22 protein-coding genes are annotated in these 25,124 nt (G+C 35.9%); 11 read left to right on the top strand and 11 right to left on the bottom strand.

Annotated elements, in window-relative coordinates:
* Positions 1–32 precede the first annotated feature (32 nt).
* From B0A67_RS05690 to B0A67_RS05670, 5 genes are all read right to left on the bottom strand, one after another.
* Entirely contained in the window at positions 33–1,673 is a 1,641-nt protein-coding gene (locus tag B0A67_RS05690; protein WP_072962103.1) for a hypothetical protein, read from the bottom strand.
* Between the two features lie 230 nt (positions 1,674–1,903).
* Positions 1,904–3,088, bottom strand: a complete 1,185-nt coding sequence (uxuA, locus tag B0A67_RS05685; protein ID WP_072962099.1) for a mannonate dehydratase — start codon at positions 3,086–3,088, stop codon at positions 1,904–1,906.
* 27 nt (positions 3,089–3,115) lie between these two features.
* Positions 3,116–3,928, bottom strand: a complete 813-nt coding sequence (locus B0A67_RS05680; RefSeq protein WP_072962095.1) for an SDR family oxidoreductase — start codon at positions 3,926–3,928, stop codon at positions 3,116–3,118.
* A gap of 106 nt (positions 3,929–4,034) precedes the next feature.
* Positions 4,035–4,697 carry a bifunctional 4-hydroxy-2-oxoglutarate aldolase/2-dehydro-3-deoxy-phosphogluconate aldolase gene (locus B0A67_RS05675; protein ID WP_072962092.1) on the bottom strand — a complete coding sequence of 221 codons (663 nt, stop codon included), beginning with the start codon at positions 4,695–4,697 and terminating at the stop codon, positions 4,035–4,037.
* 5 nt (positions 4,698–4,702) lie between these two features.
* Positions 4,703–5,152 carry a YhcH/YjgK/YiaL family protein gene (locus tag B0A67_RS05670; RefSeq protein ID WP_072962089.1) on the bottom strand — a complete coding sequence of 150 codons (450 nt, stop codon included), beginning with the start codon at positions 5,150–5,152 and terminating at the stop codon, positions 4,703–4,705.
* A gap of 493 nt (positions 5,153–5,645) precedes the next feature.
* Between B0A67_RS05670 and B0A67_RS05665 the strand changes: the two genes are divergently transcribed.
* A complete protein-coding gene (locus tag B0A67_RS05665) occupies positions 5,646–6,740 on the top strand; it encodes a substrate-binding domain-containing protein (RefSeq protein WP_317044079.1) in 1,095 nt (364 codons plus the stop codon).
* A gap of 47 nt (positions 6,741–6,787) precedes the next feature.
* Here the strand turns inward: B0A67_RS05665 and B0A67_RS05660 are convergent, their stop codons facing one another.
* Positions 6,788–7,957 (bottom strand): DUF4861 family protein, encoded by a 1,170-nt coding sequence (locus B0A67_RS05660; protein WP_072962084.1) that lies wholly within the window; start codon positions 7,955–7,957, stop codon positions 6,788–6,790.
* A gap of 163 nt (positions 7,958–8,120) precedes the next feature.
* Here B0A67_RS05660 and B0A67_RS05655 point away from each other — a divergent pair, with 163 nt between their 5' ends.
* The 3 genes from B0A67_RS05655 (at position 8,121) to B0A67_RS05645 (ending at position 11,535) form a co-directional block, all read left to right on the top strand.
* Positions 8,121–8,597, top strand: coding sequence for an NUDIX domain-containing protein (locus tag B0A67_RS05655; protein WP_072962081.1), 477 nt, complete (start codon positions 8,121–8,123; stop codon positions 8,595–8,597).
* 79 nt (positions 8,598–8,676) lie between these two features.
* The gene (locus B0A67_RS05650; protein ID WP_072962078.1) at positions 8,677–9,315 is read left to right on the top strand and encodes an HAD family hydrolase; all 639 of its coding nucleotides are present in this window, start codon (positions 8,677–8,679) and stop codon (positions 9,313–9,315) included.
* A 276-nt stretch (positions 9,316–9,591) separates the two neighbouring features.
* The gene (locus B0A67_RS05645; RefSeq protein ID WP_072962075.1) at positions 9,592–11,535 is read left to right on the top strand and encodes a metallophosphoesterase family protein; all 1,944 of its coding nucleotides are present in this window, start codon (positions 9,592–9,594) and stop codon (positions 11,533–11,535) included.
* A 271-nt stretch (positions 11,536–11,806) separates the two neighbouring features.
* Here B0A67_RS05645 and B0A67_RS05640 read toward each other — a convergent pair whose 3' ends face one another.
* Complete coding sequence (locus B0A67_RS05640) at positions 11,807–12,868, bottom strand: phosphatidylinositol-specific phospholipase C1-like protein (RefSeq protein ID WP_072962072.1); 1,062 nt, start codon at positions 12,866–12,868, stop codon at positions 11,807–11,809.
* 267 nt (positions 12,869–13,135) lie between these two features.
* Between B0A67_RS05640 and B0A67_RS05635 the strand changes: the two genes are divergently transcribed.
* The 6 genes from B0A67_RS05635 (at position 13,136) to B0A67_RS05610 (ending at position 20,997) form a co-directional block, all read left to right on the top strand.
* Positions 13,136–13,660 (top strand): RNA polymerase sigma-70 factor, encoded by a 525-nt coding sequence (locus B0A67_RS05635; protein ID WP_072962069.1) that lies wholly within the window; start codon positions 13,136–13,138, stop codon positions 13,658–13,660.
* Positions 13,661–13,743: 83 nt separating this feature from the next.
* A complete protein-coding gene (locus tag B0A67_RS05630) occupies positions 13,744–14,667 on the top strand; it encodes a FecR family protein (protein ID WP_072962065.1) in 924 nt (307 codons plus the stop codon).
* A 74-nt stretch (positions 14,668–14,741) separates the two neighbouring features.
* Complete coding sequence (locus B0A67_RS05625) at positions 14,742–18,026, top strand: SusC/RagA family TonB-linked outer membrane protein (RefSeq protein WP_072962062.1); 3,285 nt, start codon at positions 14,742–14,744, stop codon at positions 18,024–18,026.
* A 3-nt stretch (positions 18,027–18,029) separates the two neighbouring features.
* Positions 18,030–19,802, top strand: a complete 1,773-nt coding sequence (locus B0A67_RS05620) for a RagB/SusD family nutrient uptake outer membrane protein (protein WP_072962059.1) — start codon at positions 18,030–18,032, stop codon at positions 19,800–19,802.
* Between the two features lie 300 nt (positions 19,803–20,102).
* Complete coding sequence (locus B0A67_RS05615; RefSeq protein WP_072962056.1) at positions 20,103–20,477, top strand: SpoIIAA family protein; 375 nt, start codon at positions 20,103–20,105, stop codon at positions 20,475–20,477.
* Between the two features lie 115 nt (positions 20,478–20,592).
* Positions 20,593–20,997 carry a hypothetical protein gene (locus B0A67_RS05610; RefSeq protein ID WP_072962053.1) on the top strand — a complete coding sequence of 135 codons (405 nt, stop codon included), beginning with the start codon at positions 20,593–20,595 and terminating at the stop codon, positions 20,995–20,997.
* Positions 20,998–21,178: 181 nt separating this feature from the next.
* Here the strand turns inward: B0A67_RS05610 and B0A67_RS05605 are convergent, their stop codons facing one another.
* From B0A67_RS05605 to B0A67_RS24930, 4 genes are all read right to left on the bottom strand, one after another.
* Positions 21,179–21,460, bottom strand: a complete 282-nt coding sequence (locus tag B0A67_RS05605; RefSeq protein ID WP_072962050.1) for a PrgI family protein — start codon at positions 21,458–21,460, stop codon at positions 21,179–21,181.
* 29 nt (positions 21,461–21,489) lie between these two features.
* Positions 21,490–21,888: a hypothetical protein gene (locus tag B0A67_RS05600; RefSeq protein WP_072962048.1), complete on the bottom strand. Its 399-nt coding sequence runs from the start codon at positions 21,886–21,888 to the stop codon at positions 21,490–21,492.
* A 192-nt stretch (positions 21,889–22,080) separates the two neighbouring features.
* Entirely contained in the window at positions 22,081–22,425 is a 345-nt protein-coding gene (locus tag B0A67_RS05595) for a hypothetical protein (protein WP_072962045.1), read from the bottom strand.
* Positions 22,426–22,447: 22 nt separating this feature from the next.
* Positions 22,448–22,594 (bottom strand): hypothetical protein, encoded by a 147-nt coding sequence (locus tag B0A67_RS24930; protein WP_207557313.1) that lies wholly within the window; start codon positions 22,592–22,594, stop codon positions 22,448–22,450.
* A 262-nt stretch (positions 22,595–22,856) separates the two neighbouring features.
* On the opposite strand from B0A67_RS24930, the gene B0A67_RS05590 reads away from it, so the two are divergent.
* Positions 22,857–25,007: a catalase gene (locus B0A67_RS05590; RefSeq protein WP_072962043.1), complete on the top strand. Its 2,151-nt coding sequence runs from the start codon at positions 22,857–22,859 to the stop codon at positions 25,005–25,007.
* Positions 25,008–25,124 lie beyond the last annotated feature (117 nt).

Genomic DNA, 25,124 nt, shown 5'->3' with positions numbered 1-25,124 from the left:
TTCCAAAAGCTATGTTTCTATGTATTTAAATATTATTTCTTCAAGCGTCTTTTTAATTGATATTCATAAAGAGAAGGAACTTTATCCATCGGTGTATTCAGGAATTCAATATAAGGGTCAGGTTCGTATTTTACTTCAAATTTGGCATTGCCATTCACCCCGATAATTCTTGCAAAAGGTCCGTCTTTCATGCCGTAAAGCAAGACAGGTTTGGTGATCTCGGCTGCATTATCGACCTGAACATTCAGATTCCAGAATGTACTGAATGGCCCGTGAGAAGGCTTCCAATACTCAGCACCGCCACCGCCAAACAAGTAATAACTATTGTTTTTATCCGGCGTTATATGTACGGTAATATGATCGAACAAGTTTTGATGATTCGCTCCGGAATGCTGGTCTAATAATGCATCGGCAAAGATCTCACAGTCCTGATACACATTTTTTGTTGCAAAAGTATTGAAACTTAAAGGGTGAACGGCTTTGTTGTAAATTTTCAGATTCTTCACCAACACATTGTGAACGCCGCCCAAAGTCACGGTATAGTGCGACATGTGAGGGCCATCTGTAACAATATCCTGAATGGTAACGTTAGAGATTTCTTCGCCTAAAATTCCGCTGTCAGCATTTGTAATGGTAACATCTTTTACCCAACTATTAAAAACACGTGTTAGAAATATTGCGTTATTTCCGGGTTCTACATGATGTGCCACTCTGGGAATATCAGGAAAAGTAAAACGAAGGTGTTCGATTCCCACTTCATCTAAGTGTTTCCACTCAACCAGTTGTGCCTGATAAGATGGTTTTATCGAAATAGTCAATGGTGTTTTGATTGTTATTTTTGAGTTTGAAATTTTCGTAATTTCAACTTGTTGCCTGACAATGGGCAGTTTTGGGAATTTCCAGTGATGAGACCCTGGTTTTACATGGGCACCTTTATACAAGTCTTTAATAATTTCGCCATTTTCACCGTCTTTATTAAACAATTGCAGCTCAACAATATTGCCCACTTTTAATCCTTTTACCTCGGAAACATTGAGGATATGTTCGCCCATATTTCCGGAACTCACTTTTGCCAACGGATTTGGAGTAGGTTCATACTTATCAAGATATGATTTTACACGTTCGCCGGGAATTTGTGTCCAGATGATTCCACCAGACCAGGCATATTGTGAGAAGGGTAAATCGACATTGTTTTCCGGTTCGCGTTGTCTTTTATCAAACGTGGTCAAATATTCTCTTAATTCGGCTAAAGATTCAGGATCTTTAAAATACATCATCGGTCTTGGACAATAGATTTCTGTTCCCGTTTCTCCCGATCCTGCGCCACGAAGTACAAAATTGCTACTTTCGATATATAAAAAATCACTCAGAATAATACGTCCTGCAGGTAATTGCAGAATTACATTTCCGTCAATAGCATTCGCAGCTTTTACGGCTTTCAATAACGCTTTCGAATCATCTAAACCATCATTTGCCTTTACGCCATAATCTGTTGCGTTAATTATTTTTCCCTGCACTTCAGGAAGGTTTTTTTCGCCAAAATGATAACCGGCATAACTAAAATCCGGTAAATAGTTCGCTTTTGAATCTGTGAGTATTTTTGGCGTTTGCTGACTAAATGCAATGCTATTTACAAAAAGGCTGCAACAAATGAGAATGGTTTGGCGGTTCATGGTTGTGGTTTTTTGGTTAGTTAGTAGTTTGCCACGAAGGCGCAAAAGAGGCCATTTTTTTGTTTCACGCAGATTTTAAAAGATTTAGGGAAATCGCGCAGATTTAATTAATAAAAATCTGTAAATAATCTCTGCGTAAATCCGCTTAAATCCTTTTATAAAGGTGACTTGAAATGAAAACTTCGCGTCTTAGTGCCTTCGTGGCAAGAAAAGCAGCTTTACGGTAACTTTTAAAGCGACTTTTTTATTCCCATTTCAAGCCCTCTTAATTCGGCCAGACCTCTCAAACGGCCAATAGCTGAATATCCCGGATTGGTTTTTTTATTCAAATCGTCCAGCATTTGGTGACCGTGATCAGGGCGCATTGGCAATTGGCTATTATTTCTTTTTTCGACTTCAACAATTGCTTTTACCACTTCGTACATATCAACATCTCCTTCAAGATGATTGGCTTCGTAAAAGCTTCCTTCAGCATCTCTTTCTGTACTTCTTAAGTGAATAAAATTCATTTTATCACCGTGACGTCGTACGATTCCCGGTAAATCATTATCAGCTCTTACGCCGTATGAACCTGTACACATGGTGAACCCGTTCGATTTTGATTCGGCTGCAGCCATCAATTCTATTAAATCTTCTTCGGTACTCACAACCCTTGGCAAACCTAAGATCGGGTAGGGAGGATCGTCAGGATGAATCGCCATCAAAACTCCTTTGCTCTCGGCAACCGGAATAATTTCTTTTAGAAAGAAGAATAAGTTTTCTTTCAGCGCTTTTCTGTCGATATGATTGTAACCGCTTAAAGTAATCAGAAAATCTTCTACAGAATAAGCCTCTTCAGCACCTGGAAGTCCCGCCAGAATGTTTTGCTGTAGTTTTACTTTGTCAGCATCAGTCATAGCTTCAAAGTATTTTGTCGCTTTTTGAATCTGTTCCTGTGAATATTCATTTTCTGCTCCGGGTCTTTTTAGAATAAACAGTTCAAAAGCTGCAAAAGCATTAATATCAAAACGCAATGCCTTAGATCCGTCTGCTGTTTCATACGCTAAATCGGTTCTGGACCAGTCTAAAACCGGCATAAAATTGTAGCAAATGCATTTTATCCCGCATAAAGCCAGATTTCGAATGCTTTCTTTATAATTTTCAATGTATTGCAGGTAATTTCCGGTTTGTTTCTTGATGTCTTCATGTACCGGAATGCTTTCTACAACTGACCATGTCAAACCTGACGCACCTTTTTTAGGATCGCCATTTTCGTGCTCAATTTCAACTTTTCGTTTGATAATTTCTTCGATATCCCAAACCTGACCGTTTGGAATATGGTGTAATGCGGTTACAATTCCGGTTGCGCCGGTTTGTTTTATATCTTGTAAAGAAACTGGATCGTTTGGTCCGAACCATCTTAACGTTTGTTCCATTTTTGATTTATTTTGTTGATGATTATTTTAAATACTTGTAGCGGCAAATCCACCGTCGACTTTTAAGATCGTTCCCGTTACAAATTTAGACATGTCACTGCATAAGAATAAAAGCGCTCCATCGATATCTTCAGGAGTTCCAAATCTTCCCATTGGCGTATGTTCGATAATTTTTTCGCCTCTTGGTGTTAGTTTTCCTTCCGGAGTCAGCAATAGCGCACGGTTTTGTTCTCCGATAAAAAATCCCGGCGAAATAGCATTAACACGAATTCCTTCGCCGTATTTAGAAGCCAGTTCAACCGCCATCCACTGTGTAAAATTATCAATTGCCGCTTTTGAAGCGGAATATCCCACAACTCTGGTTAGAGGTCTTTGTGCTGATGCCGATGAAATATTGATGATGTTTCCTGATTTTTGTTTGGCAAAAAGTTCTGAGAATACTTGAGACGGCAACATGGTTCCGATGATATTCAAATCGACAACTTTTTGCAAATCATCCGTTTTCATGTCATAAATCGCCTGATCCGGCTGGATTGTTGCTCCGGGCATATTTCCTCCGGCAGCATTGATTAAAATATCCAGACGGCCGTATTTTTCTGCGATAAAATCCCTGGCTTTTTCCAGTTCTTCTTTGTTAAGGACATTTGCCTGAACCGCAAAAGCTTTTCCTCCATTTTTCTCTATTGCTTCTACTGTTTTATTGGCTTTTTCAATCGATTGAGAAACGATTCCTGTAATAACGCCCTGTTGTGCCAAAACGCTTGCAAAATTGCTTCCTAATACACCTGCACCGCCAGTAATAAGCGCAATTTTTCCTTTTAGATTAAATATTGAATCCATATTGTATTTTATGATTATTATAATTTTTTCGGCACATAGAGAACGTTTTTAAATTTTAAAAAGAGGTTCATGATTGTGGTGAATATAAATTTTAGCCAGGAGTTAATTACCTTCTTATCGTCTCGATAATTTCGAGCATTTTTTTAGTTTCACTCTCGATTGTTTCGTAATCCTGTTCTTCCATGCGTTTTTTGCTGATCAGCTTGCTTCCCAGTCCAACTGCTGAAGCTCCGGCTGAAAGCCAGCTTTCTATGCTTTGGTGAGTAGTTTCTACACCTCCCGTTGTCATGAAGACCAGGGAAGGGAATATGTCTTTTATGCTGCTCAAAAATTCCGTACCTAAAATATTTCCCGGAAAAAGCTTCACAAGTTCTATTCCTGTATTTTCGGCTGCGATAATTTCTGTTGGCGTCATACAGCCCGGCGTGTACAGAACTTCTTTGCTTTTTAGAAAATGGGCGACTTCAGGCACAAAACCAGGACTGATAAAAAAGTCAGCTTGAGCGGTATGAAATTCCTGAGCCTGTTCTAGATTTTTGATTGTTCCAATTCCTAAAAGCATACCCGGTAGTTCCGCGTTTCTCGCTGCCACCATTTTTTTGAAGTTAGATAAAGCTTCAGAACCTCTGTTGGTATATTCTACGGCTCTGATTCCAGCTTTGTAAAGTGTTTTCAGCACCTCAATACTGATCGTTTCATCAGTATTAAAATACAACGGAAGAATTCCTTGTTTTGCAATAACATCAATGCTATTTTGAATGCTGCTCATATACTTTAGATTTTTACTTTAATAACAATTTTTTTAAGAGTTCCTTCGCCTATCATCGCAGCGTGAACATCTTCTGGAAATAAGATGGCAAATTGTTTTTCCTGCAATTCAAAAAACATATCGGGTTTATCATGGAAAAAACGGACATCTCTTTCGTCACTATACTCCCCATTTGGGCTAATACATTTTTCTCTTGGTTTCCAGGCAAAAGTTTCCGGACCTTTTATCGAAATCTGAATGTCGATATTTTTATCGTGACATTCAAAGCCTTTTATACTTTCTTCTTTGGTTGCGCCTTGGCCAACAATCACAATTACTTTTAATCCTTCCGCAATTTCAAATGCTCCTTCTTCGAGAGTACTAATATCAGTTTGATCAACATAATCAAATGCTTTTTTGAAATTAGGATGAAGACTGAAATATTTTGCGGCGTTTTGTAATGAATCTACAATCATTTTATTTGGTTTTATGTTTTATTCTTTGTGTGTATTTTATGGTTTAAAAATTAGGTTTTTGACCCGTAAATCAGCTGTCACATGATCTCTTAGCAATGGTTTATTTTTAATTAAAAACAATTAAGTATTACTTTATTTAATTCATTATAAATGACTGGTGTTGAGTTATTAAAAAATAAAATGTCAGCGTTATTTAAAAAATGATTTTGCTTAATTGTTATCCTACTGAAAATGTATGTTTTATCTTCTGAATCTACTTTTAGTATCTCTTAATATAAAGAGGTATAATTAATTGTTTAATAATTATTTGATTGATTTAATAAACTAAATTTTATAGTATGATTTTGCGTTAAAATAAGCGTAAATTTATTTAGAAGCGAAAATCGTAATAATATTTGCTCTTATATTGTGATTTTTACCAGCACATGTGTATATTTGCGTGTACGCACACGGGCTTTTACAAATGTATATAAAAAGTTAAGTATAACAACTTATATTTGATAAAAATAATAATAATTTACAGCGGTTTAAAGAATCAATTAACTTAAAAATCATCAATATCATAACGATAAAAAAAATTGCCGAACTAGCAAACGTTTCACCTGGAACTGTTGACAGAATTATTCATAATCGTGGGCAGGTTGCTCAGGAAAATGTAGATAAGGTAAATGCTATTATAGAACAATACGGGTACAAACGAAATATTCTGGCCAGTAATCTTGCTTTGAATAAAAAGTTTCATTTTGCAGTTTTTTTGCCTCAATATGAAAATCTGGAATATTGGAAAAGCCAAATTGCAGGAATAGAAAAAGCAGCAATTGAATTTAGTAAGTTCGGAATTGTGCTGGATTATTTCTTTTATGATTTTAATATCAGTTCGTTTAAAGAGTCCGTCAAAAAAGTATTGGAATTTGATTGTGACGCATTGTTGTTTGCGCCTATTTTTTATGAAGAATCGGTTCGCTTTTTAAGTGAATATGAAAAGAAAAACACGCCCATTGTGATGATCGATTCTAATATTTCTAATAATGACCAGCATGCTTATGTAGGTCAGGATGCTTTTCAGAGCGGTTATCTGGCAGGAAGACTGATTAGTTTTGCGGTTAAGAACGAAAGGCAGATTTTGATTTTTAAAATTACCAGAGAAATAGAAAGTACCTCGGTGTATTTGCAGCGTATTGATGGATTTTATTCCTTTTTTAAAGATCATGAAGAGCTTCAGAATTTTAAATTCTCAGAAGTTACTATCAAAGATTCCGGAATCGACCAATTGAATCTAGAGATGTTTTCCGGAATAAACAGTGTTTTTGTTCCTAATTCCCGGGCTTATATTGTAGCAAGGTTTTTAGAGCAAAATAATATAAAAGGCGTCCGAATTATCGGCTATGATCTTCTAAAAGAGAATATCGAATATCTCAACAAAGGCGTAATCGATTTTTTGATCAACCAAAGACCGGAAGAGCAGGGTTATATGGGGATTAATCATTTGTATAAAAAGTTGGTCTTGCAGGAAACCGTTGCCAATACCCATTATATTCCGCTCGAAATTATTTTGAAAGAGAATTATTTTCCGGCAAGAAAATCTTAGCGTTTTGGCCCACGGATTTAACCAGTTAAACCCGCGGGCAATAGAAACTACTTCTTCACCTTAACAACCAACGGAGTATTGATCTTTTTTGCAAAATCGTTCAAGTACGTTTCCCATTCTTTTTGATTTTGAAACGGACTTCCTTTTTTCCATCCAAAGCCCACATAATAAATTGCTTTGTTGTTTTTGACTTCGATATTGCCGTACAGATTACTCAGATCTTTTTCGGTAGTAATATGATTGTCAAAGCTTGTTAAGGTATTTTTGGGAGCTACAATTCCGGTTCCAATTTCAGAATCATCGATAGGTTCCCAGTAACTTAACCAGCCTTCTTTGAGGTTTGTTCCCGTAGTTCCTTTTTTGTCATGAAGTGTTATTCCTGCTGCAACAGATTTTGTTCCGGTAATATTAATTTCAAAGCGGGAGAGGTAACTTCCATAGTCCAGACTGATTAGTTTTGATTCGGTTATTTTATTGCCTTTTGCATTCCAATTGGCATAAGTCAGGATAAAACTCGTTCTGATTGGTCCTGTAGTAATGGTTTTCCAGCTGATAAAATTCTTGGAGAAATAGTATTTATTATCCACTTTAACGGCAATTCCGCCCACGCCACGGCTGTCACCCACATGAAAATTATCCAGACCTTCGCCAGTATCTTTGTGATACGTTCCGGTTCCGTTCGTCGCTTTTTCATACCATTTATTGATAATAGGATATTCGACTCTTTTTAGCCACGCATCAATTCCGCTGGTGAGCGTTCCTCCGGCAATATTTTCTTCCACCATTTTTTGCGCTACGGGACCGTAAGTTCTAAAGGCCACTTTGTTGTTTTCCCATGCATAATCATCTGTGCGTTCCGGCACAAATCTCGAATAGCAGCTAATGGTAGTTTGTTTTGATGGATTTTCGGCAACCACAACTTCAAAATCTTTATGTGATGATGCTTTTATTTTGGGTTGAAAAAGTACTACATCTATTATTGCGTCGCCATCATTATCTATAGATTGTGTGGTTAGAAATGTATTGGAGCCGACTTCTTTAACGGCATAATTTTCCAGTTTAGCAGAAGCGGGTAATCCAAGAGATTTTTTAGACAATTCGACAGTTTCGAATTCACGATCTACAGAAAGGGAATTGGTTATCGTTATGATTTTGTTTTGAGATTGCATGGCAAAACTGCTTGCCAGAATTGCGGTAAGTAAAATATGTTTTTTCAAAATAGGAATATTTTAGTTTTGATTGTTATGACATTTATGAATTTTTAAATTTACAAATCAAATCTTAAACTCAAGTACATAAAAGGTGTAAATATGTACATAAAGGGGAGAATGAATATATTGTTGGCTATATTTACAATATTAATTAGCAATACAGCTCCAGATGAAACAAAGCGCCGGAATCCTTCTTTATAAATTCACAGATAAAACAATTTACTTCTTACTGGTTCATCCCGGCGGTCCATTTTGGAAAAATAAAGATTTAGAAAGCTGGTCGATTCCTAAAGGAGAATTTACCGGTGATGAAGATCCGCTTGAAGCGGCAAAACGGGAATTTCATGAAGAAACGGGTTTTAAATTGGAAAGCGAATCAGAAAGTGATTTTATTGCACTTCATCCTGTAAAACTCAAATCGGGGAAAACAGTTTTTGCGTGGGCTCTTGAATTTGATCTTGACGTAACACTGATAAAAAGCAATGAATTTGAAATGGAATGGCCGCCGAAATCCGGAAAGATGCAATTTTTTGCTGAAGTTGACAGAGCCGAATGGTTTCAAACCGAACATGCCTTAAAAAAGATAAATCCCGCACAGGCTGATTTTATTGTTCAGATAATGTCGAAAATTGCTACTTCGCTTTAAAATTTAACTTGCTTTAGAGAATAATTTTGTAATTTACATTTCCGGTCAAAACGGATCATTAAAAATGTAAATTAAGAGTATGGAAGTTAAGTGTATTATTTTCGATTGTGATGGAGTTCTTGTAGATACTGAAAAAATTGGTAACGGAATCATGTTGTCCATGGCAGCCGAATATGGTTTTGAAATGAAATTAGAAGATGCGTACCGTGATTTTAACGGACGTAATTTGAAGGAATGTTTCCTGCATATTGAAAAGGCTATTGGAAAAAAACTTCCGGATAATTTTGAATCAGATTACCGCGAAAAAAGTTTTGAAGCTTTCAGAACACAGGTTAAACCAATGGAAGGTATCGTTTCTTTCTTAGATAAATTGAAAATCCCGTATTGTGTAGCTTCGAGCGGTCCAGTTGATAAAATCAGGCTAAATCTTGAAGTCGCGGGTTTACTGGATAAATTCGAAAACAAAATATTCAGTTCGTATCAAATTAAGAGCTGGAAACCCGAACCGGGAATTTTTCTGCATGCAGCAAAAGAAATGGGATTTGAGGTAAAAGACTGTATCGTTATTGAAGATAGCAAGGCAGGAGTAATAGCAGGAATCCAGGGCGGATTTAAAGTCTATGGTTTCGCCAACGGCTTTAACAACGAAGATTTAGAAAAAGAAGGAGCAATCCTTTTCAATAGTTACGAAGAACTAAAAGATATTTTGAAATTTTAGGTTTTCAAGTTAAAATGAGCTGACAAATTTAACCGCAAAGCATGCCATTTTTTTGTCTTATATTACGATTAATAAATGCAAAGTCCGCAAAGCCAGATTAAAAAAAGCTTTGCGGACTTTGCATTTGTATACAACTTAATTGCAAAGCATTACCCGCTTTTCGACTAAAATACATTAAAAATTATCATTACATAACACTGCCATAAACGCACTTCACCTTTTAATTCATAGCATTGCAAAACATTTTATCAATTTCCATTTGCAAAAGCCTTAACTATGATTTCTAGAATTACCTCTTTATATACAACCTCTTTAATCGTTTTGTTTTTTATTATATGTAACGGTACTATTTCTGCACAAAAACAAAAAAAACTAGAAGGAACAAAAATTGCTTTTTTATCTGATGTTCATTTGCATGATTTATTCGGAACATTGTCAGACAATGATTATAAAGGTATTCTCAACCCGAAAACCGGTAAATATGTTTTGATGCGAACCATGGCTTCCCAATTGCATTCGACCCGAATCTTCAATGAAAACTATTTTGCTTTTATCGCAGCCCTGGAAGATATCGCAAAGAGAAAGATACAATATGTGGCACTTCCGGGAGATTATACAGATGATGGTCAGCCGATTCATGTAAAGGGACTGGAGAAAATTTTGGATCAATATCGAAAAAAATACAATATCGAATTTTTTATCACCACAGGAAACCACGATCCCGTTGGCCCATTTGCTCAGCAATCCGGTAAAGAAGATTTTCTGGGTAAAGAAGGAAAAAGTCAGCCTATTTATAGCAAAGACGGTTTGTATACGCCCAATTTAATGATTGAACAGCCTGTAGTAGTGACTGCCGATATTACTAAAATGGGGTATTTAGGAATCACAGACAATCTGAGAAACTTTGGCTTTTATCCCAATAAAAAACATAAATTCTGGGCAACACCTTTTTCAAATTATACGTCTCAAAATTATAGTTTTGAAAAAGCTTCTCAAGCCGCTTTATTATCGAATCGCGTTTATAATGTAGCGCCTGGATATGAAGTTCCCGATGTGAGTTATGTTGTTGAACCCGTTGATGGACTTTGGTTGATTGCCATTGACGGCAACGTTTATATCCCCAAGAAAAATGATGGAGATCCTAAAGATTCTAAAAGTTACGCTGAAGCCAGTACGGGTTATAATAATGTACTTTCGAATAAAAAACACCTGATAAAATGGGTCGAAGATATTTCGGCGCAAGCCAAACAACAAGGCAAGACACTAATTGCTTTCAGTCATTTTCCGATGATCGATTTTAATGACGACGCTTCGGGGGAAATAAAAGAACTTCTGGGTCCGAATAAATGGCAACTGAATCGCGTTCCGGTGGAGCAAGTCGCACAGGTTTTTGCTGATGCGGGACTTAAAATTCATTTTGGCGGACACATGCACATTAACGATACAGGAACCAGAACCACAGCAAAAGGAAATACTTTAGTGAATATTCAGACGCCATCTTTGGCAGCCTATATTCCGGCTTATAAATTACTGACGATCAAAAAAGATAATCTGGTAGAGATTCAAACCATTACAATCGATGAAGTTCCGCGATACGATGAACTTTTTGATTTGTATACAATAGAATATCAATTCTTAGCAAGTCAAAACGCAAAAGGAATTTGGAATAGTGATATTTTAAAGACTAAAAATTACCATGATTTTACTGATTTCCATCTAAAGGAATTGGTTCGTTTACGTTTTCTGAAAGACGATTGGCCAGAATCTTTCAAGAATTTTATTCTAAATGTTTCGGCAGAAGATCTATTGGTTTTAGCCAATATTCAATCCGATAAAGATTTTGATGTGATGTTGAAAGACAAAGAAAACTTTAAAAAAGAATGGTCAGAAGCAGAAAGTAAAACAGATAAATTTCTGGCCCTGAACAATCTTAAAAAACAAGATTTCAATTGGACAGGTTATGATCTTCTGGTGGATTTCTATCGTTTCAGAAGTGCAGATGAATTGGCATTAATTGATGTTGGAACCTTGAGAGCCAAACAATACAAAGTAGTATCTCAATTGTTTTTCGAGAATCATAAAGGAGATAATTCAAAAGAAAAACCATTACAAAACCAAATGCGATTGTTTCTGATTATCTTCAATAAATTCATGCACGAAGTTCCTGCAGATCATTTTAGTGTCGATTTGAAAACAGGAACAATTAAAAGTTTGAAATAAGAAATGGCACACGAATGACACGGATTTATGCTGATTTTATAAACCAGTAACCACAATCTTGTCATTTTGATGAAGGAGAAATCACACAAGAAATTCCGCAAAGAAAATCGCCAATCTTTGTCGAGTCACAAGTGTGATTTCTTCTGCTTCGAAATGACATATAATGAGAATAAAAAATCAGCATTATTCCATTTAAATCGGCGTGCCATAAATAAGTTCCAAGTTTCACACAAAGCAAAACTTGAAACATGAAAAAAAATAAACTTGAAACTTACTCCGTTCCATTAATAGGATTCACCCTCACATAACTGCCATCATCATACTTAACCTGATACGGAGAATCGAAAAATGTACTTGGCAAATAATAATCTGTAGTAATCACCTGAGCGCCGGAATTTTTGGCGGCTTCAAAATGTTTGTAATCGTTGGCTCTGGCTTCTTTGGTGTCAGAGTCGGCGCGCGTTCTTATAATGTAACCTTTTTTTACTAAATCGGCAATTTGAGGATCCTCAGAATTGTTTCTAAATAAAGTGGCAGCTTCGGGTTTTCCGGGATCGGCATTGATAAAAGCAGCACGTCCTTTTAGAGATGGATGATTAAGGGCATACAAATCTCTTTTTGCTCCGTTGTTATCTAAAATAAACAAAAATTTGCCTTTTGCTTTTTTTAGCGTTGGCCAGTTGTGGTGTAAAACAGCTTCTTCTAAAGTTGTGTATTTACCGCGAACCATATCCGGCGTGATGATTTTATCTGCTAATCCTTTACGAAGTTCTTTGTCTAAAGCATCGAACAATTCAGGCGTGAACTTCTCAGCTTTTGTACCTAAGAAACTATCGTCATCTTTTGGTTCCAGCGTAATGAAAACCGGAATGTGATCCGGATTGGCATCCGACCATTTTTTTAATTCGGCAAGACAATTTTGGAGCGTGTAGCAGGATGTTCTAAAATCAATATCGATCATATGAAAGACTTTAAAGCCCGGTTTTTTCATCTCTGCGTTCGGATCATAAGCAGCTTGAGATTTTGCCAGGTCTAATCCTTTTGGGTGCGCATATTTTCCGCCTTTAGTATCGCCCTGAACATCAATCTCCAGATTTCGTAAACCTTTATTCAATTGTTCTGTAAGAGAGATATGGGTGTATTGTAGGCCTTTTAGAGAACGAGAAGTATCTTTTGCCTGAATGAGATTGTACAATTCAGGTTCAATATTCTGGCGGTAACTATTGTGTGATCCGATTACTTGGAGCTGATTGATTTTGAGTTTGTCGTTTTTTATCTGACTGTTGCAATGCAGTGTGCCGGCAATAAATAAGGTAAGCAGAATTTGTTTCATGATTTTAAGAAGTGTAATTTTTTATTAATACTGAGGACGCAGCAAAAGAAAATTACCTTTTTTAGAAAGGACTAAAGTAAAGATAGGATTTGTTTTTTATGTTATTAAAAAAAAAAGAAATCGCAACCTGATTGTCAACATTGCCCGAAAATAGTAGTATTTCTATATCAAAAGAATTCTTTATTTAATTTAAAGATAACCTTCAGGCAAAAAAGTTTGGTATAACATTTTATTATTTTACATCACTAAACAGTTCCAAAAGAAGCTATGAAAAACCCTGAAATTTTTGAAAAAACGTATACAGATTACTGGAAAAAGCTCAATGCCTTTTCGTATACGATGACTCAGGATAAAGACTTGGCGCAGAACATTGTTCAGGATGTTTTTATTGATTTATGGGAACGAAAAGACGATTTGAATATTAATGCCATCGAACCTTATTTGTTCAGGGCAGTAAAAAACCAGGTCTTCAAACATTATCAAAACAACAGGTTCGACAAGACGATTCTCGAAGATAAATTCGAAGATTATATTATTGATCATTTCAGTTCGATTGATCCTGAAGTAATGGATTTACTTTATACCTTGCTTGATCAGCTTCCCGAGAAACGAAAAGAAGTTTTACTGATGTACAAATTTCAGGACATGTCAATTGATCAGATTGCAGAGGAACTTGGGATCTCAAAACAAACTGTTAAAAACCAAATTTCTTCGGCTTTAAAACAATTGAGAGAAGGCCTGAAAGACCTTGCCTGGCTTGCTCCATTTATCATTTTGAATCAAAAGTTTTAAGATAACTTTCTGTTAACGGTTTCATAATATTTCCCGATAGTACGATTTCGCCTTTCTGGTACTTACTGGTAATAATAAGTATTATGATAAAAAGGATCAAACATAGTTTAGAATATCTTGTCGATAAAAGCACCCGAAATAAAACATCTCAGGCAGAAGAAAATTTACTGAATGATTTTGCTTTAAACGAATATCAAAATTCCAGTTGGAATGAAATTTCGATGGGAAATCCTGATGAAGTTTCTCAAAATATATATGAAAATATTCAACTTAGAATAGGAAAGAAGAAAACCTTCAATCCTTATTTAAAATATATGGCAGCTGCCAGTATTCTTTTTCTTGTTGGTTTAGGAATTTATTTCAAACCAACTGTTATAGCCGAAAAGCAATTATCATTTAAAACGTCAGATACCCCCAAATCTATCCAATTAAGTGACGGCTCGAAAATTTATCTGGCAGCAAATTCATTATTTCAATATCCTGAAAAATTTCAGGGAGAAGAGAGAAAAGTTTCTCTATTAAAAGGAAATGCATTTTTTGAAGTTGCCAAAGATAAAAAGCATCCTTTTATCATTACTTCGGGAGATATTAAAACCAGAGTTGTGGGAACATCATTTCACATTCAGCTTTCAAAATCAAAATGCGAAGTTATTGTTGTAACCGGAAAAGTAAATGTTTCCGGAAAAGGACAAAGCGTTGATTTGGTTCCCAACCAAGAAGCTTTGTTTGAATCTCATAAACTGACCAAACAACAAGCAGATAAAGCATTTTTGGTCAATTGGTACAATACAGATGTAACGCTGAATCAAACTACACTACAGCAGGTTATCACGATTTTACAATATAAATACGGAGTTTCATTTGAGTACAATAATGAACACGTATTAGCAACACCATTAACGGTATTCATAAAGAAGGACGCATCATTAGAGAATGTTTTACAACAAATTAATTACATCACAAACCTAAAATTCAAAGTTTATGGCGAAATAGTAAAAGTAGATTAAAAACAAAAAAAGCAGTTGCTGAGAACAACTGCGATTTATAATTAAGTATCGTAAAAAAACCAATAACTTAAATCATGTATTTTAAACTTACCTATTTAAATCTAAAGAGAATCGTCTTTTTAGTACTAGCGTTACTGGCCGTGCAAAGCGGTTACAGTAAAACTAATTTCCCTGGAGAATCAAAAGTAAAAAATAAAATAGAAAAAGCTACACTTGTTTCTATATTTTCAAAGCTAAGTGCTCAAACGGACTATAAATTTAGTTATGGACAAGCCATTATTGCAGATAATACCACTTATACAGTAAATTATACCAATGAATCGATTGCTTTAATTTTAAGTGATCTTTCTAAAAAAGCCAATTTCAATTACAATATAAATGGCAAATTAGTTTTAATTCAAAAAACAAGTTCACCTAAAGCTGTCAGCAATAATGCAGTGGTAAGAGTAAAGGTAAAAGGAAAAGTTCTTGATGAAAACAAAGTGCCAATTCCCGGAGCAACGGTTATGGAAACGAGTTCTTCAAATTCGACGGTTTCTAATTTTGACGGAGAATTTGAAATTACGGTTGGTGAGGGTAAAACGATCGAAGTTTCGTACATGGGTTATAAAACTAAAACAGTTGCGATTCAGAATGGTTTTATGACAATTCAGTTAGAGCCTAATACAGCAGAGTTGAATGAGGTTTTGGTTGTAGGTTATGGTAAACAATCTAAAAAAGATGTTACCGGAGCAGTTACACAACTTGAAGCAGCAAATTTTAAACAGGGAGTGACGATTTCGCCTGATAATTTATTGCAGGGAAAAGTGGCCGGAGTTCGTGTTGTAAGCACAAGTGGAGAACCGGGAGCAGGAGTAAACGTAACCATTCGTGGGGTTGGATCTATCAGAAGCGGAAGTACACCTTTGTTCGTTGTTGACGGTGTTCCCCTGGCAAATGATGACGTGAGCCCTTCAGGAAGCAACGTTGGTTTTGGAGCTTCATCAGCAAAAAATCCTTTGAACTTTTTGAACAGCAGTGATATCGAATCGATTACCGTTCTTAAGGACGCTTCTGCAGCAGCGATTTACGGTGCAAGAGGATCGAACGGAGTTGTTTTGGTTACCACTAAAAAAGGATCAAAAGGCGAGGGAACTTTAACTTTTGATACCTACACAGGTTTATCTACTGTTGCTAATAAACTCGATGTTTTAAGCGCGTCTCAATACAGAAGCGCTATCAAAGAACCAGCTTTTGATCATGGCGGAAATACTGATTGGCAAGATGTAATTTACAGAACGGCAGTTACAAAAAACAATGCATTGTCTTTTTCTAAACAAACAGAATCCGGAAACTATTATGCTTCTGTAGCACAAATGGATCAGGAAGGTATTATCCGTAACAGTAATTTCAAACGTATGTCGGGTAGAATTAATGCTGCTGAATCGTTTTTGGATAACAAACGTTTAAAAGTAAAAGTGAATCTTACGGCTAGTGAAACCAAAGATGACGGAGTTCCTACTAGTGATGACGGAGGTTCAAACGGTCAGTTGATTGTCCATACTTTAATGGCAAACCCAACAAGATCAGTTTATGATGCTAACGGAAAGTTTACCAACTTTAACATGAATGCGCATTACAATCCCGCTTACTTATTGAGTATCTATGAGGATCAGACCCGTACACTGAGAGTTTTAGGAAATCTTGAAGCTTCATTAAGAATAGTTGACGGATTAGAATACAAATTAAACATTGGTATCGACCGTTCTACAGCTGAAAGAAACACAACCATTTATCCAAACGTAACGGATTTGAACCCAAAAGGAAAATACGTTCAGAATAATTTAGATTCTAAGAACTCTTTAATTGAGCATTATCTGACTTATAATTTATTGCTGGAAAAACATAAATTAGAGGTTTTAGGTGGTTTCTCTTATCAAAAGTTTGAAAGATCAGGAACAAGTTTCAGTATTGACGGAATTGCTGCTCAGGGAGCGGGTATCAAACCATCGATTAATCCCGGGTTTACTGGAATACAGTCCGGAACCAATGGTTATGCTCAGGAGAATGAACTGCAGTCTTACTTTGGAAGAGTCAATTATACTTTCAACAATAAATATCTTCTGACAGCTTCGATGAGAGCAGATGGTTCGACTCGTTTTGGTGAAAATAACAAATACGGTTATTTCCCGTCAGCTGCATTAGGATGGAATATTTCTAAAGAAAATTTCTTAGAAAATGTAACAGCAATCAACAACTTAAAGTTAAGAGCGAGCTGGGGACAAACAGGAAATCAGGAAGTTCAGAACAAACTGACTAAGGCAAGTTATTCGCTATCCGGTCCTGATGGATATTATTTATACGATGATTTGAATCTGGTAAACGGAGTTTCTGTAACCAGAACAGCAAATCCTGATTTAAAATGGGAAGTGGTGACACAATTCAATTTAGGATTAGATTTTAATTTATGGGGTGACAAATTGTACGGAACTCTTGATTATTTCAATAAAACCACTACAGACGCCATCTTAAATGTTCCTTCAAGTCCTTTAAAACCAACTACGACTGTATGGACCAATATCGACGGGAAAATCGTGAACAAAGGTTTTGAGTTTATGTTAGGTTCAAAATTAGTGGATACTAAGAATTTTACATGGAACATCGATATGAACGGTGCAACATTAAAAAATAAAATTGAAGACTTACCGGTTTCAGAAATCTTAACAGGAACAATTTCAGGGCCTGGACAATCCGGAGTAAATGCAAATATTTACAAAAGTGGTTACGCAGCTGGTTCCTTCTATTTGTTAGAACATATTGGATTTGACAGTAAAGGCGGTAACATTTTTAAAGATCAAAACGGAGATGGTAAAATTGATAACAGCGACAGAATTATTATCGAAGGAGCTTTGCCAACATTTTACTACGGTTTTAATAGTGATATGAGATACAAGAACTTTACATTTTCATTCTCTATCATTGGGCAAACAGGAGGTTACTTGTTGAACAATACAGGACTGAATGCATTGAACATCAACAATCTTGCATCTGACCGAAATGTGGCAACAAATTATTATGAATCTGGGGCAAATGCGGCAAACTCGCCAATTTTATCAACATTATTCTTAGAGAAATCAGATTTCATCAGATTGAATACCGCTCGTATTGGTTATAATTTTGATTTGAAAGGTGTCAACTGGTTAAACGGATTAACACTTTATATTACAGGGCAAAACTTACTTACCATTACTCATTATTCAGGTTACGATCCTTTAATCAACAGCCCGAAATCTAGCGGAGGAAACCAATCTATTGGTATTGATTACGCTAGTTACCCAACTTCGAGAACGTTCAGTTTCGGAGCAACTTTAAAATTATAAAACATGAAGACAAAGACATTTTTTAGCATAAAAATTTTAACAATATTCTCTTTTATTTTTCTATTAAACAGCTGTACAGATCTTGATGAAGTTGTACTAGATGAAAAACTGGGAACTGACGCTACAGATCCTGCAGGCGCACTTGCTGCAGCTTATGACAGGCTTGGAGACGGAACTTTTACAGATCACGGTGCTGTTTTTGCCATGCAGGAATATACAACAGACGAAGCTATTTTACCAACGCGCGGAAGTGACTGGGGAGACGGTGGAAAATGGAGAGACATGCACGAATTTACATGGACGTCCAGCAATGCGATTATAGTGGGTAACTGGGATTTACTGACCAACGGAATCACACGTTCTTTGACTGCAATTAAGTCAGGGCAAGAAAGTACTTTTCCTGAAAAGGCATTATTTCTGGCCGAATCCAAAGCGCTTTTGGCTTATTATACCTACACAACATTAGATCTTTACGGACAAGCACCATTTAGAGATCCGCTGAATGTAGAGGCGCCTTTGCAAATTTTGAAAGCAGAGACTCAGATTGACCAATTAATCACGGATGTTGAAGCTTTAATACCCAATTTAGCTGACATTGGTACACAAAGAACACACCACGGAAGATTTACAAAACAAGCCGCTTATGCTTTTTTAGCTACCATGTATTTGAATCGCGCTGTATTTAAAGACCGTTACAATGCTTCATCAGCATTCAATTTTAATGAGCCTGCAGTAACAGGAAGCACAGGAACAGATATGGACCGCGTTATTTATTATACATCATTACTAATCGATTCAGGAAAATACAGTTTAGAAAGTGATTTCTTCAAAAACTTTGCGAGAGATAACGAGAATGGTAAAGAACTTATTTTCGCCATTTCTCAAAAAATAGATTATATCCGTAATGGTTCAAACAGTTTTGCTTATGTGTGTATGGAGCGTAACCAGAGAACATCTGCTGCAAACAGAGGAACAAATGCGGCGTGTACAACTCCGGAATTTTATGCAACCTGGGATGGCAATCACGATGATCCAAGATTCGAGCAGCATTACCAATATGCTGATGGTACCTGGTTTATGAACGACGGAACAGATGTAAGTGTTCCTGCAACGGACATTGTACCTAAAAGCAGCCCGGCATTGCCATGGTTCCATTTTAACAGAGGAATTCAGGCCGGACTTCAATACGGACCAATATTACTCGCTTCAGGATCTCTTGAAATGGTAGGTAACCGTATCAAAGTTTCTCCATTAGTAATGGAAAAAAGTACCGGTACAAGGATGAATTTTACTCCAACCTTAACATTTGCTGACCCTACTAAATCTGTTTTTGCTCAAAACGAAATCAATCAGGGAGCTCGTGTTTTTAAATATGAATTTGATCCAGAAGGAGGAAATGGTAACAGTAATGTGGATATTCCGTTATTCCGTTTAGGTGGAATTTACGCCATGAGAGCTGAGGCTTATTTTAGAAAAGGAAATTCAGGTCTTGCCATGATCGATCTTAATAAATTGCGTACAAGCAGAAAAAGAGAATCATTATTTGCAAATGCTCCGGGAAAAGCCCTTACGTCTTTAGACTCACAGCAATTATATAAAGAATTAGGCTTCGAATTGTACTGGGAATTACAAAGAAGACCTCAAAGTATTCGTTTTGGAAAATTTGATTTACCAGGAACTGCAAAAGCTGCTTCTCAACCCTTTAGAAGAGCTTTTCCAATTCCACAAACGGTTATCGATCAAAAAGTGTTCAAACAAAACGAAGGTTACAATTAAAGTTTTGTGTTAGTTTATTTTTTTTACAAGAGCCTGTTTCGAAAGAAGCAGGCTTTTTTTATCTAAGCCATTGAGCTACATAAAATAAGATTTGTATCTTAATTTACAAACCTTTGCCCCTTGCAACTCTGTCTCTTTGAACCTTCAAAAAAACAATCTTCAAATTCTATAAAAATCCATTGAGAAGATATAACACTTAAAACCCATTCTAGAATTAAATTTGAGAGTTGTTTTTATATTATGTGTTGAAAATCAACAGAATAAAAACACCCTTAGCAACAACTCAAAAAATAAAATAAAATGATACATCAAATTGACACTACAGACAATATTGTAGCTTTTAGAGCTTTAGCAGAAGTAACGAAAGAAGATTTTCTAACAGCCGTTGTTCCTGCTGTAGAACATCTGGTAAAGCAAACCAATGAAATCAATTTTTTATTGGTTTTAGATACCGATATTCAGAATTTTACTGCCGGAGCATGGCTGCAGGATGCATTACTTGGATTAAAACATCTCGGAAAATGGAAAAGAGCAGCTATCGTTACCGACTCTGAAGAAATAATCACTTTTACTAACGGATTTAGTTTTGTGGTTCCCGGAGAATTCAAAGGTTTCAAAAAGCTGGATTTCAATAAAGCCCTGAATTGGGCCGAAGGAAATATAGAAATAAAATAATCCGACTAATATGCGCTTATAAATTGATTTTGATTGAAGTAGGTGATTCAGATGTGTGCTTTAAATTGAAATTGGTTGATGTAATTACCCCATTATTAATTTAAAATCAAACATTATGAAAAATTTATTTTTAGCTTGTGTCGTGGTCCTTTTTACAGGAACCGTAATGGCCCAGCAAACGTCACAAAAAAAGAATACCACCAAAATAGTATCAGACCCAACAGCGAATCCAAAAGAAATTGATACAGTAAAGAATCAGGCTGTTGCTAAGAAAAGCAAGTCTGAAAAATTAGGAACGGGTAAAAAACAGCAAGTCAATACTACCAAGATTGTATCAGATCCTACAGCTCATCCGTTACATGTTGATACAATAAAAAATGTTGAACACCCTAAAAATAAAAACACGGTTCAAAAAGCAAGTTTAGGAAAAAAGCAACAGCCTAACACTACAAAAGTAGTTTCAGATCCTACGGCAAATCCCGTTCACTTGGATACCATAAAAAATCCGGTAAAAAAATAATGTAAAACTGAATTTTAAAAAATGCAAAAAAGCCTAAAATATTAGGCTTTTTTTATTGTCAAAAAATTGAAAAAGCCAGGAATTCACGAATCTTTATAGCTGATGATGTAGCATAATTCGGGAATTCCTGACTGACCAATATTTCTTTGTGTGATTGTTTGTTTTAATCTGAAGCACTAAGTTAGTGATTGTATTCGATACCACTACTATCTGTAAGCTCTTTTTTTGCTTTAGAAACTTTTGTAAATTGTTTGTAAGCCGCTGAAGCTAAGAATGGTAAAGCAAGTCCGCCTATAAGAGCTGCAGCTTTGTTTTGTCCCGCTTTCTTTAAAACAGCGCCCACTATAAGAGAACTTACTCCCGCGCAAGCCAGTTGTTTAGCAGAAAGGTTAGGTATTTTGTTGTTTGTTTTTTCGGGTGTAATTCCGTGCAATAGTGGATCTATAAAATTTAAATTTTCCATGAGTTTTAATTTATTTAGTTGTACTTTCTTTATGTAGATAGCTTTTCACTATCTGTTTCGTTCTCTATTTTTTCGATTTCTACTTTTTCTTTTTTAATAGCTTGTCTTAATAAGGCAAAAAGGCTCATATATACATTAGCTATAAAAACAAGCGAAAATCCTGCCAAAATGTAGCCACGCCAATCATTTAGCAAAAGTTTATAATTACAAAGGATCAAGAAGGCAATTGTTACGTAGTGGCTAAAACAATATTCGCAGGTAAAAAGATAAAAAACCTTTCGGGACAGTATAGTCCTGTCATTTTTAGAATGTTTTACACACCATTCACGAGGTTCCTTAAATATTTCTTCATGCGTAACAGTCCAGCTGATGCAGGCTATCGGAATAGCCAGAACAAATAACCAGACGAGTTGAATTGTGATATCCATGATACAAATACTTTTTCTTAATCGATTTTAATTTGTTTAAAACCAATAATTTAAAATTACTTCATTCACAATTAGAAAAATTATATAGTTTTACTTTTTTATTATAAAATTTCATATCAAAATTGAATTTACAAAAAATAACCGTTAAGTTCAAATCTTTAAAGGTTATCTAATTAAAATATGTCATAATGGCTAGAAATTTCCGGGATTCGTGCTTGGAAAAGGATCGTGTGACACCTCGTCTAAATCTTCCTCAATGTCTTTCAGGTCTTCTTGATCATTGTCATGGTCATCATCCGGATCTTCATCCTCTTCATCATTTGTAATCTGATCCTCTCCGTTAAGTATAGGTTCTTCTCCCGGATTTAATTCATTGCGGTTATAATCGTTTGTCTGATGATTGACATCATCTATAAAATCCTCCTGATTATGATATTTGCTGTCCTGATTGGCGTTTTCTTTATCAATAAGAGTATCTAAGTCCTGATTAAAATCACGATTTTGATGATCGTAATTTTGATTGTTTTGATTTTCCATAGTTAGTATACTTTATAATTAATTATTTTTTTACCGAAGGCTTCTTGTCGTCGTTCGGATTATGTTTTACTTCTCTTTTTGGAGAGGTTTCTTTCTTGTCTATTTTTTTATCCACTGACTTTGCACCTGAAGTTGCCGTACTGCTGTTTTTCTGATCTGTATTTTTCATGATAGTAATTTTTTAACGGTTCGTTAGATACAAATCTACTTCATAAGATGTCTGAATTCCTTACAGAAAAATAAAATCTAATTGTATAATTAACAGTAGTTTATAATGTAATATTTGAATTAAATCATGTAAGCTGTTGTTTGCATTGTAAACTACATTTGTCAGGCTTGTTACAGTTGATAATCTCCAATATTTAACTACAAAGAGAATTAGAAAGGCTGTTTTTTTAACTATTTAAAAATCTTAAACAACGATCAAAAAAATGAAAAATTCAAAAAAACCAAGTCAGGATCATGCTGATGAAAAGCAAAGAGATTTAGAAGTCAATAAATCAAATGCCGACAATCAATTCCTGACAACAAATCAGGGATTGAAAATTAATGACAATAACAATTCCCTAAAAGCGGGCGAAAGAGGTCCGTCATTATTAGAGGATTTTATTTTAAGGGAAAAAATTACCCACTTCGACCACGAACGCATTCCAGAAAGAATCGTTCACGCAAGAGGTTCTGCCGCGCATGGTTATTTTGAATTGTACGATTCGATGGAAAAATATACCAAAGCGGGTTTCTTAAATGATAAAAGTATCAAAACTCCGGTTTTTGTACGTTTTTCTACCGTTGCCGGTTCAAGAGGTTCAACTGATCTGGCGCGTGATGTACGTGGATTTTCGGTTAAATTTTATACACAGGAAGGAAATTATGATTTGGTAGGAAACAATATGCCTGTATTTTTTATTCAGGACGCCATGAAATTTCCGGATTTAATACACGCCGTAAAACCTGAACCACATCACGAAATGCCTCAGGCAGCTTCTGCGCACGATACTTTTTGGGACTTTATTTCGCTAATGCCGGAATCCATGCACATGATTATGTGGGTGATGAGCGACAGGGCGATTCCGAGAAGTTTAAGAATGATGGAAGGTTTTGGAGTACATACTTTCAGGCTGATCAATAAAAATAATGAATCTCATTTTGTAAAATTTCATTGGAAACCTAAATTAGGAACGCACGCCGTTGCCTGGGACGAAGCACAAAAAATATCGGGAAAAAACTCTGATTTTCACAGACAGGATTTGTGGGAAGCGATTGAAGGCGGCAATTTCCCGGAATGGGAATTAGGAGCGCAGATCATTCCAGAAGCCGATGAGCATAAATTCGAATTTGATCTTTTAGACCCAACCAAATTGGTTCCCGAAGAATTAGTTCCCGTACAAATCATTGGTAAAATGGTGCTGAATAAAAATCCGGATAACTTTTTTGCAGAAACAGAGCAGGTGGCTTTTCACCCCGGACATGTCGTTCCCGGAATCGATTTCTCAAATGATCCGTTATTGCAGGGAAGATTGTTCTCGTATACAGACACACAATTATCGAGATTGGGAAGCCCAAATTTTCATGAAATCCCTATCAATCGTACCGTTGCGCCTATGCACAACAATCAGCGTGACGGACACATGCGTCAGGAGATTCCAACCGGACGTGTGAGTTATCATCCAAATTCATTAGGCGGTGGTTGTCCGTTTCAGGCAAAAATTGATGAAGGAGGTTTTAGTAGTTTTAACGAGAGAATCGACGCACAGAAGATCCGTGAGCGAAGCGAGAGTTTCTCAGACCATTTTAGTCAGGCAAAACTCTTTTTCAACAGTCAGACACCAATAGAGCAAAATCATATTGGCGACGCATTGTCTTTTGAATTAGGTAAAGTAGAAACAGCAGCCATTAGAGAGCGTATGTTAGGTTTGATTGCACAAATCGATAATAATCTGGCTGCAAAAGTGGGTAAAGCTTTAGGAATGAAAGTGCCCGCTACGCCCGAAAAACCTATCAATCATGGAGTGGGAGCTGATGATGAGGGAAAACATGAGCCTAAAGAAGTGAAACAATCCATAAAGAATTCTGATGCTTTGAGCATGTTAAAGAATCCAACAATATCCAATACAATTGCGACCAGACAAGTTGCTTTTTTATGTGCTGAAGGTGTCAATGCCGATTCGATAAAAACAATGAAACTGGCCTTGAAAGAAGCTGGAGCAAAAGCTGTAATTATTGCGTCGCATTTAGGAACAATTGTTTCAGAAGAAGGATTGGAAATTCCGGTAGATCAGAGTTATCTTATTGCTGCATCAGTATTGTTTGATGCAGTATTTATTCCCGCCGGAAAAGGAATTCTAAGCCTTAAAAACAAGAAAGAAGTAGGAGAATTTATAAAAGATGCTTACCACCATTGTAAGTTTATTGCTGCTGAAGGTCAGGGCGTTCAGGTTCTTCCTTTAAAAGATGATTTTCATAAAGATGCGGGAATTTTAACCAGTGAAAAAATAGGAGATAAAGCTTTGGCTACTTCTTTTATAAAAGCAATGGGAAGACACCGTTTCTGGGAAAGAGAAGAATTATTAAAAAAACAATAATCCACATTTATTAAAACTAAACACATAGAAACAAAGACAGAATTTAAAAATACCTGCCTTAAATAAAATCTGAGTTTCTATGTGTTTAAAATATGATTACCAAAAGATTCAGAAAGT

Origin of the sequence: Flavobacterium aquidurense (assembly GCF_002217195.1) — a bacterium.
Lineage (GTDB): Bacteria > Bacteroidota > Bacteroidia > Flavobacteriales > Flavobacteriaceae > Flavobacterium > Flavobacterium frigidimaris.
This window is presented reverse-complemented; position numbering and strand designations above follow the sequence as displayed.

Bases quoted from the DNA above. Each gene is read 5' to 3' on its own strand.
- B0A67_RS05690 (WP_072962103.1), bottom strand. From the start codon at position 1,673: ATGAACCGCCAAACCATTCTCATTTGTTGCAGCCTTTTTGTAAATAGC.
- uxuA (WP_072962099.1), bottom strand. From the start codon at position 3,088: ATGGAACAAACGTTAAGATGGTTCGGACCAAACGATCCAGTTTCTTTA.
- B0A67_RS05680 (WP_072962095.1), bottom strand. From the start codon at position 3,928: ATGGATTCAATATTTAATCTAAAAGGAAAAATTGCGCTTATTACTGGC.
- B0A67_RS05675 (WP_072962092.1), bottom strand. From the start codon at position 4,697: ATGAGCAGCATTCAAAATAGCATTGATGTTATTGCAAAACAAGGAATT.
- B0A67_RS05670 (WP_072962089.1), bottom strand. From the start codon at position 5,152: ATGATTGTAGATTCATTACAAAACGCCGCAAAATATTTCAGTCTTCAT.
- B0A67_RS05655 (WP_072962081.1), top strand. From the start codon at position 8,121: ATGAAACAAAGCGCCGGAATCCTTCTTTATAAATTCACAGATAAAACA.
- B0A67_RS05650 (WP_072962078.1), top strand. From the start codon at position 8,677: ATGGAAGTTAAGTGTATTATTTTCGATTGTGATGGAGTTCTTGTAGAT.
- B0A67_RS05645 (WP_072962075.1), top strand. From the start codon at position 9,592: ATGATTTCTAGAATTACCTCTTTATATACAACCTCTTTAATCGTTTTG.
- B0A67_RS05640 (WP_072962072.1), bottom strand. From the start codon at position 12,868: ATGAAACAAATTCTGCTTACCTTATTTATTGCCGGCACACTGCATTGC.
- B0A67_RS05635 (WP_072962069.1), top strand. From the start codon at position 13,136: ATGAAAAACCCTGAAATTTTTGAAAAAACGTATACAGATTACTGGAAA.
- B0A67_RS05630 (WP_072962065.1), top strand. From the start codon at position 13,744: ATGATAAAAAGGATCAAACATAGTTTAGAATATCTTGTCGATAAAAGC.
- B0A67_RS05625 (WP_072962062.1), top strand. From the start codon at position 14,742: ATGTATTTTAAACTTACCTATTTAAATCTAAAGAGAATCGTCTTTTTA.
- B0A67_RS05620 (WP_072962059.1), top strand. From the start codon at position 18,030: ATGAAGACAAAGACATTTTTTAGCATAAAAATTTTAACAATATTCTCT.
- B0A67_RS05615 (WP_072962056.1), top strand. From the start codon at position 20,103: ATGATACATCAAATTGACACTACAGACAATATTGTAGCTTTTAGAGCT.
- B0A67_RS05610 (WP_072962053.1), top strand. From the start codon at position 20,593: ATGAAAAATTTATTTTTAGCTTGTGTCGTGGTCCTTTTTACAGGAACC.
- B0A67_RS05605 (WP_072962050.1), bottom strand. From the start codon at position 21,460: ATGGAAAATTTAAATTTTATAGATCCACTATTGCACGGAATTACACCC.
- B0A67_RS05600 (WP_072962048.1), bottom strand. From the start codon at position 21,888: ATGGATATCACAATTCAACTCGTCTGGTTATTTGTTCTGGCTATTCCG.
- B0A67_RS05595 (WP_072962045.1), bottom strand. From the start codon at position 22,425: ATGGAAAATCAAAACAATCAAAATTACGATCATCAAAATCGTGATTTT.
- B0A67_RS24930 (WP_207557313.1), bottom strand. From the start codon at position 22,594: ATGAAAAATACAGATCAGAAAAACAGCAGTACGGCAACTTCAGGTGCA.
- B0A67_RS05590 (WP_072962043.1), top strand. From the start codon at position 22,857: ATGAAAAATTCAAAAAAACCAAGTCAGGATCATGCTGATGAAAAGCAA.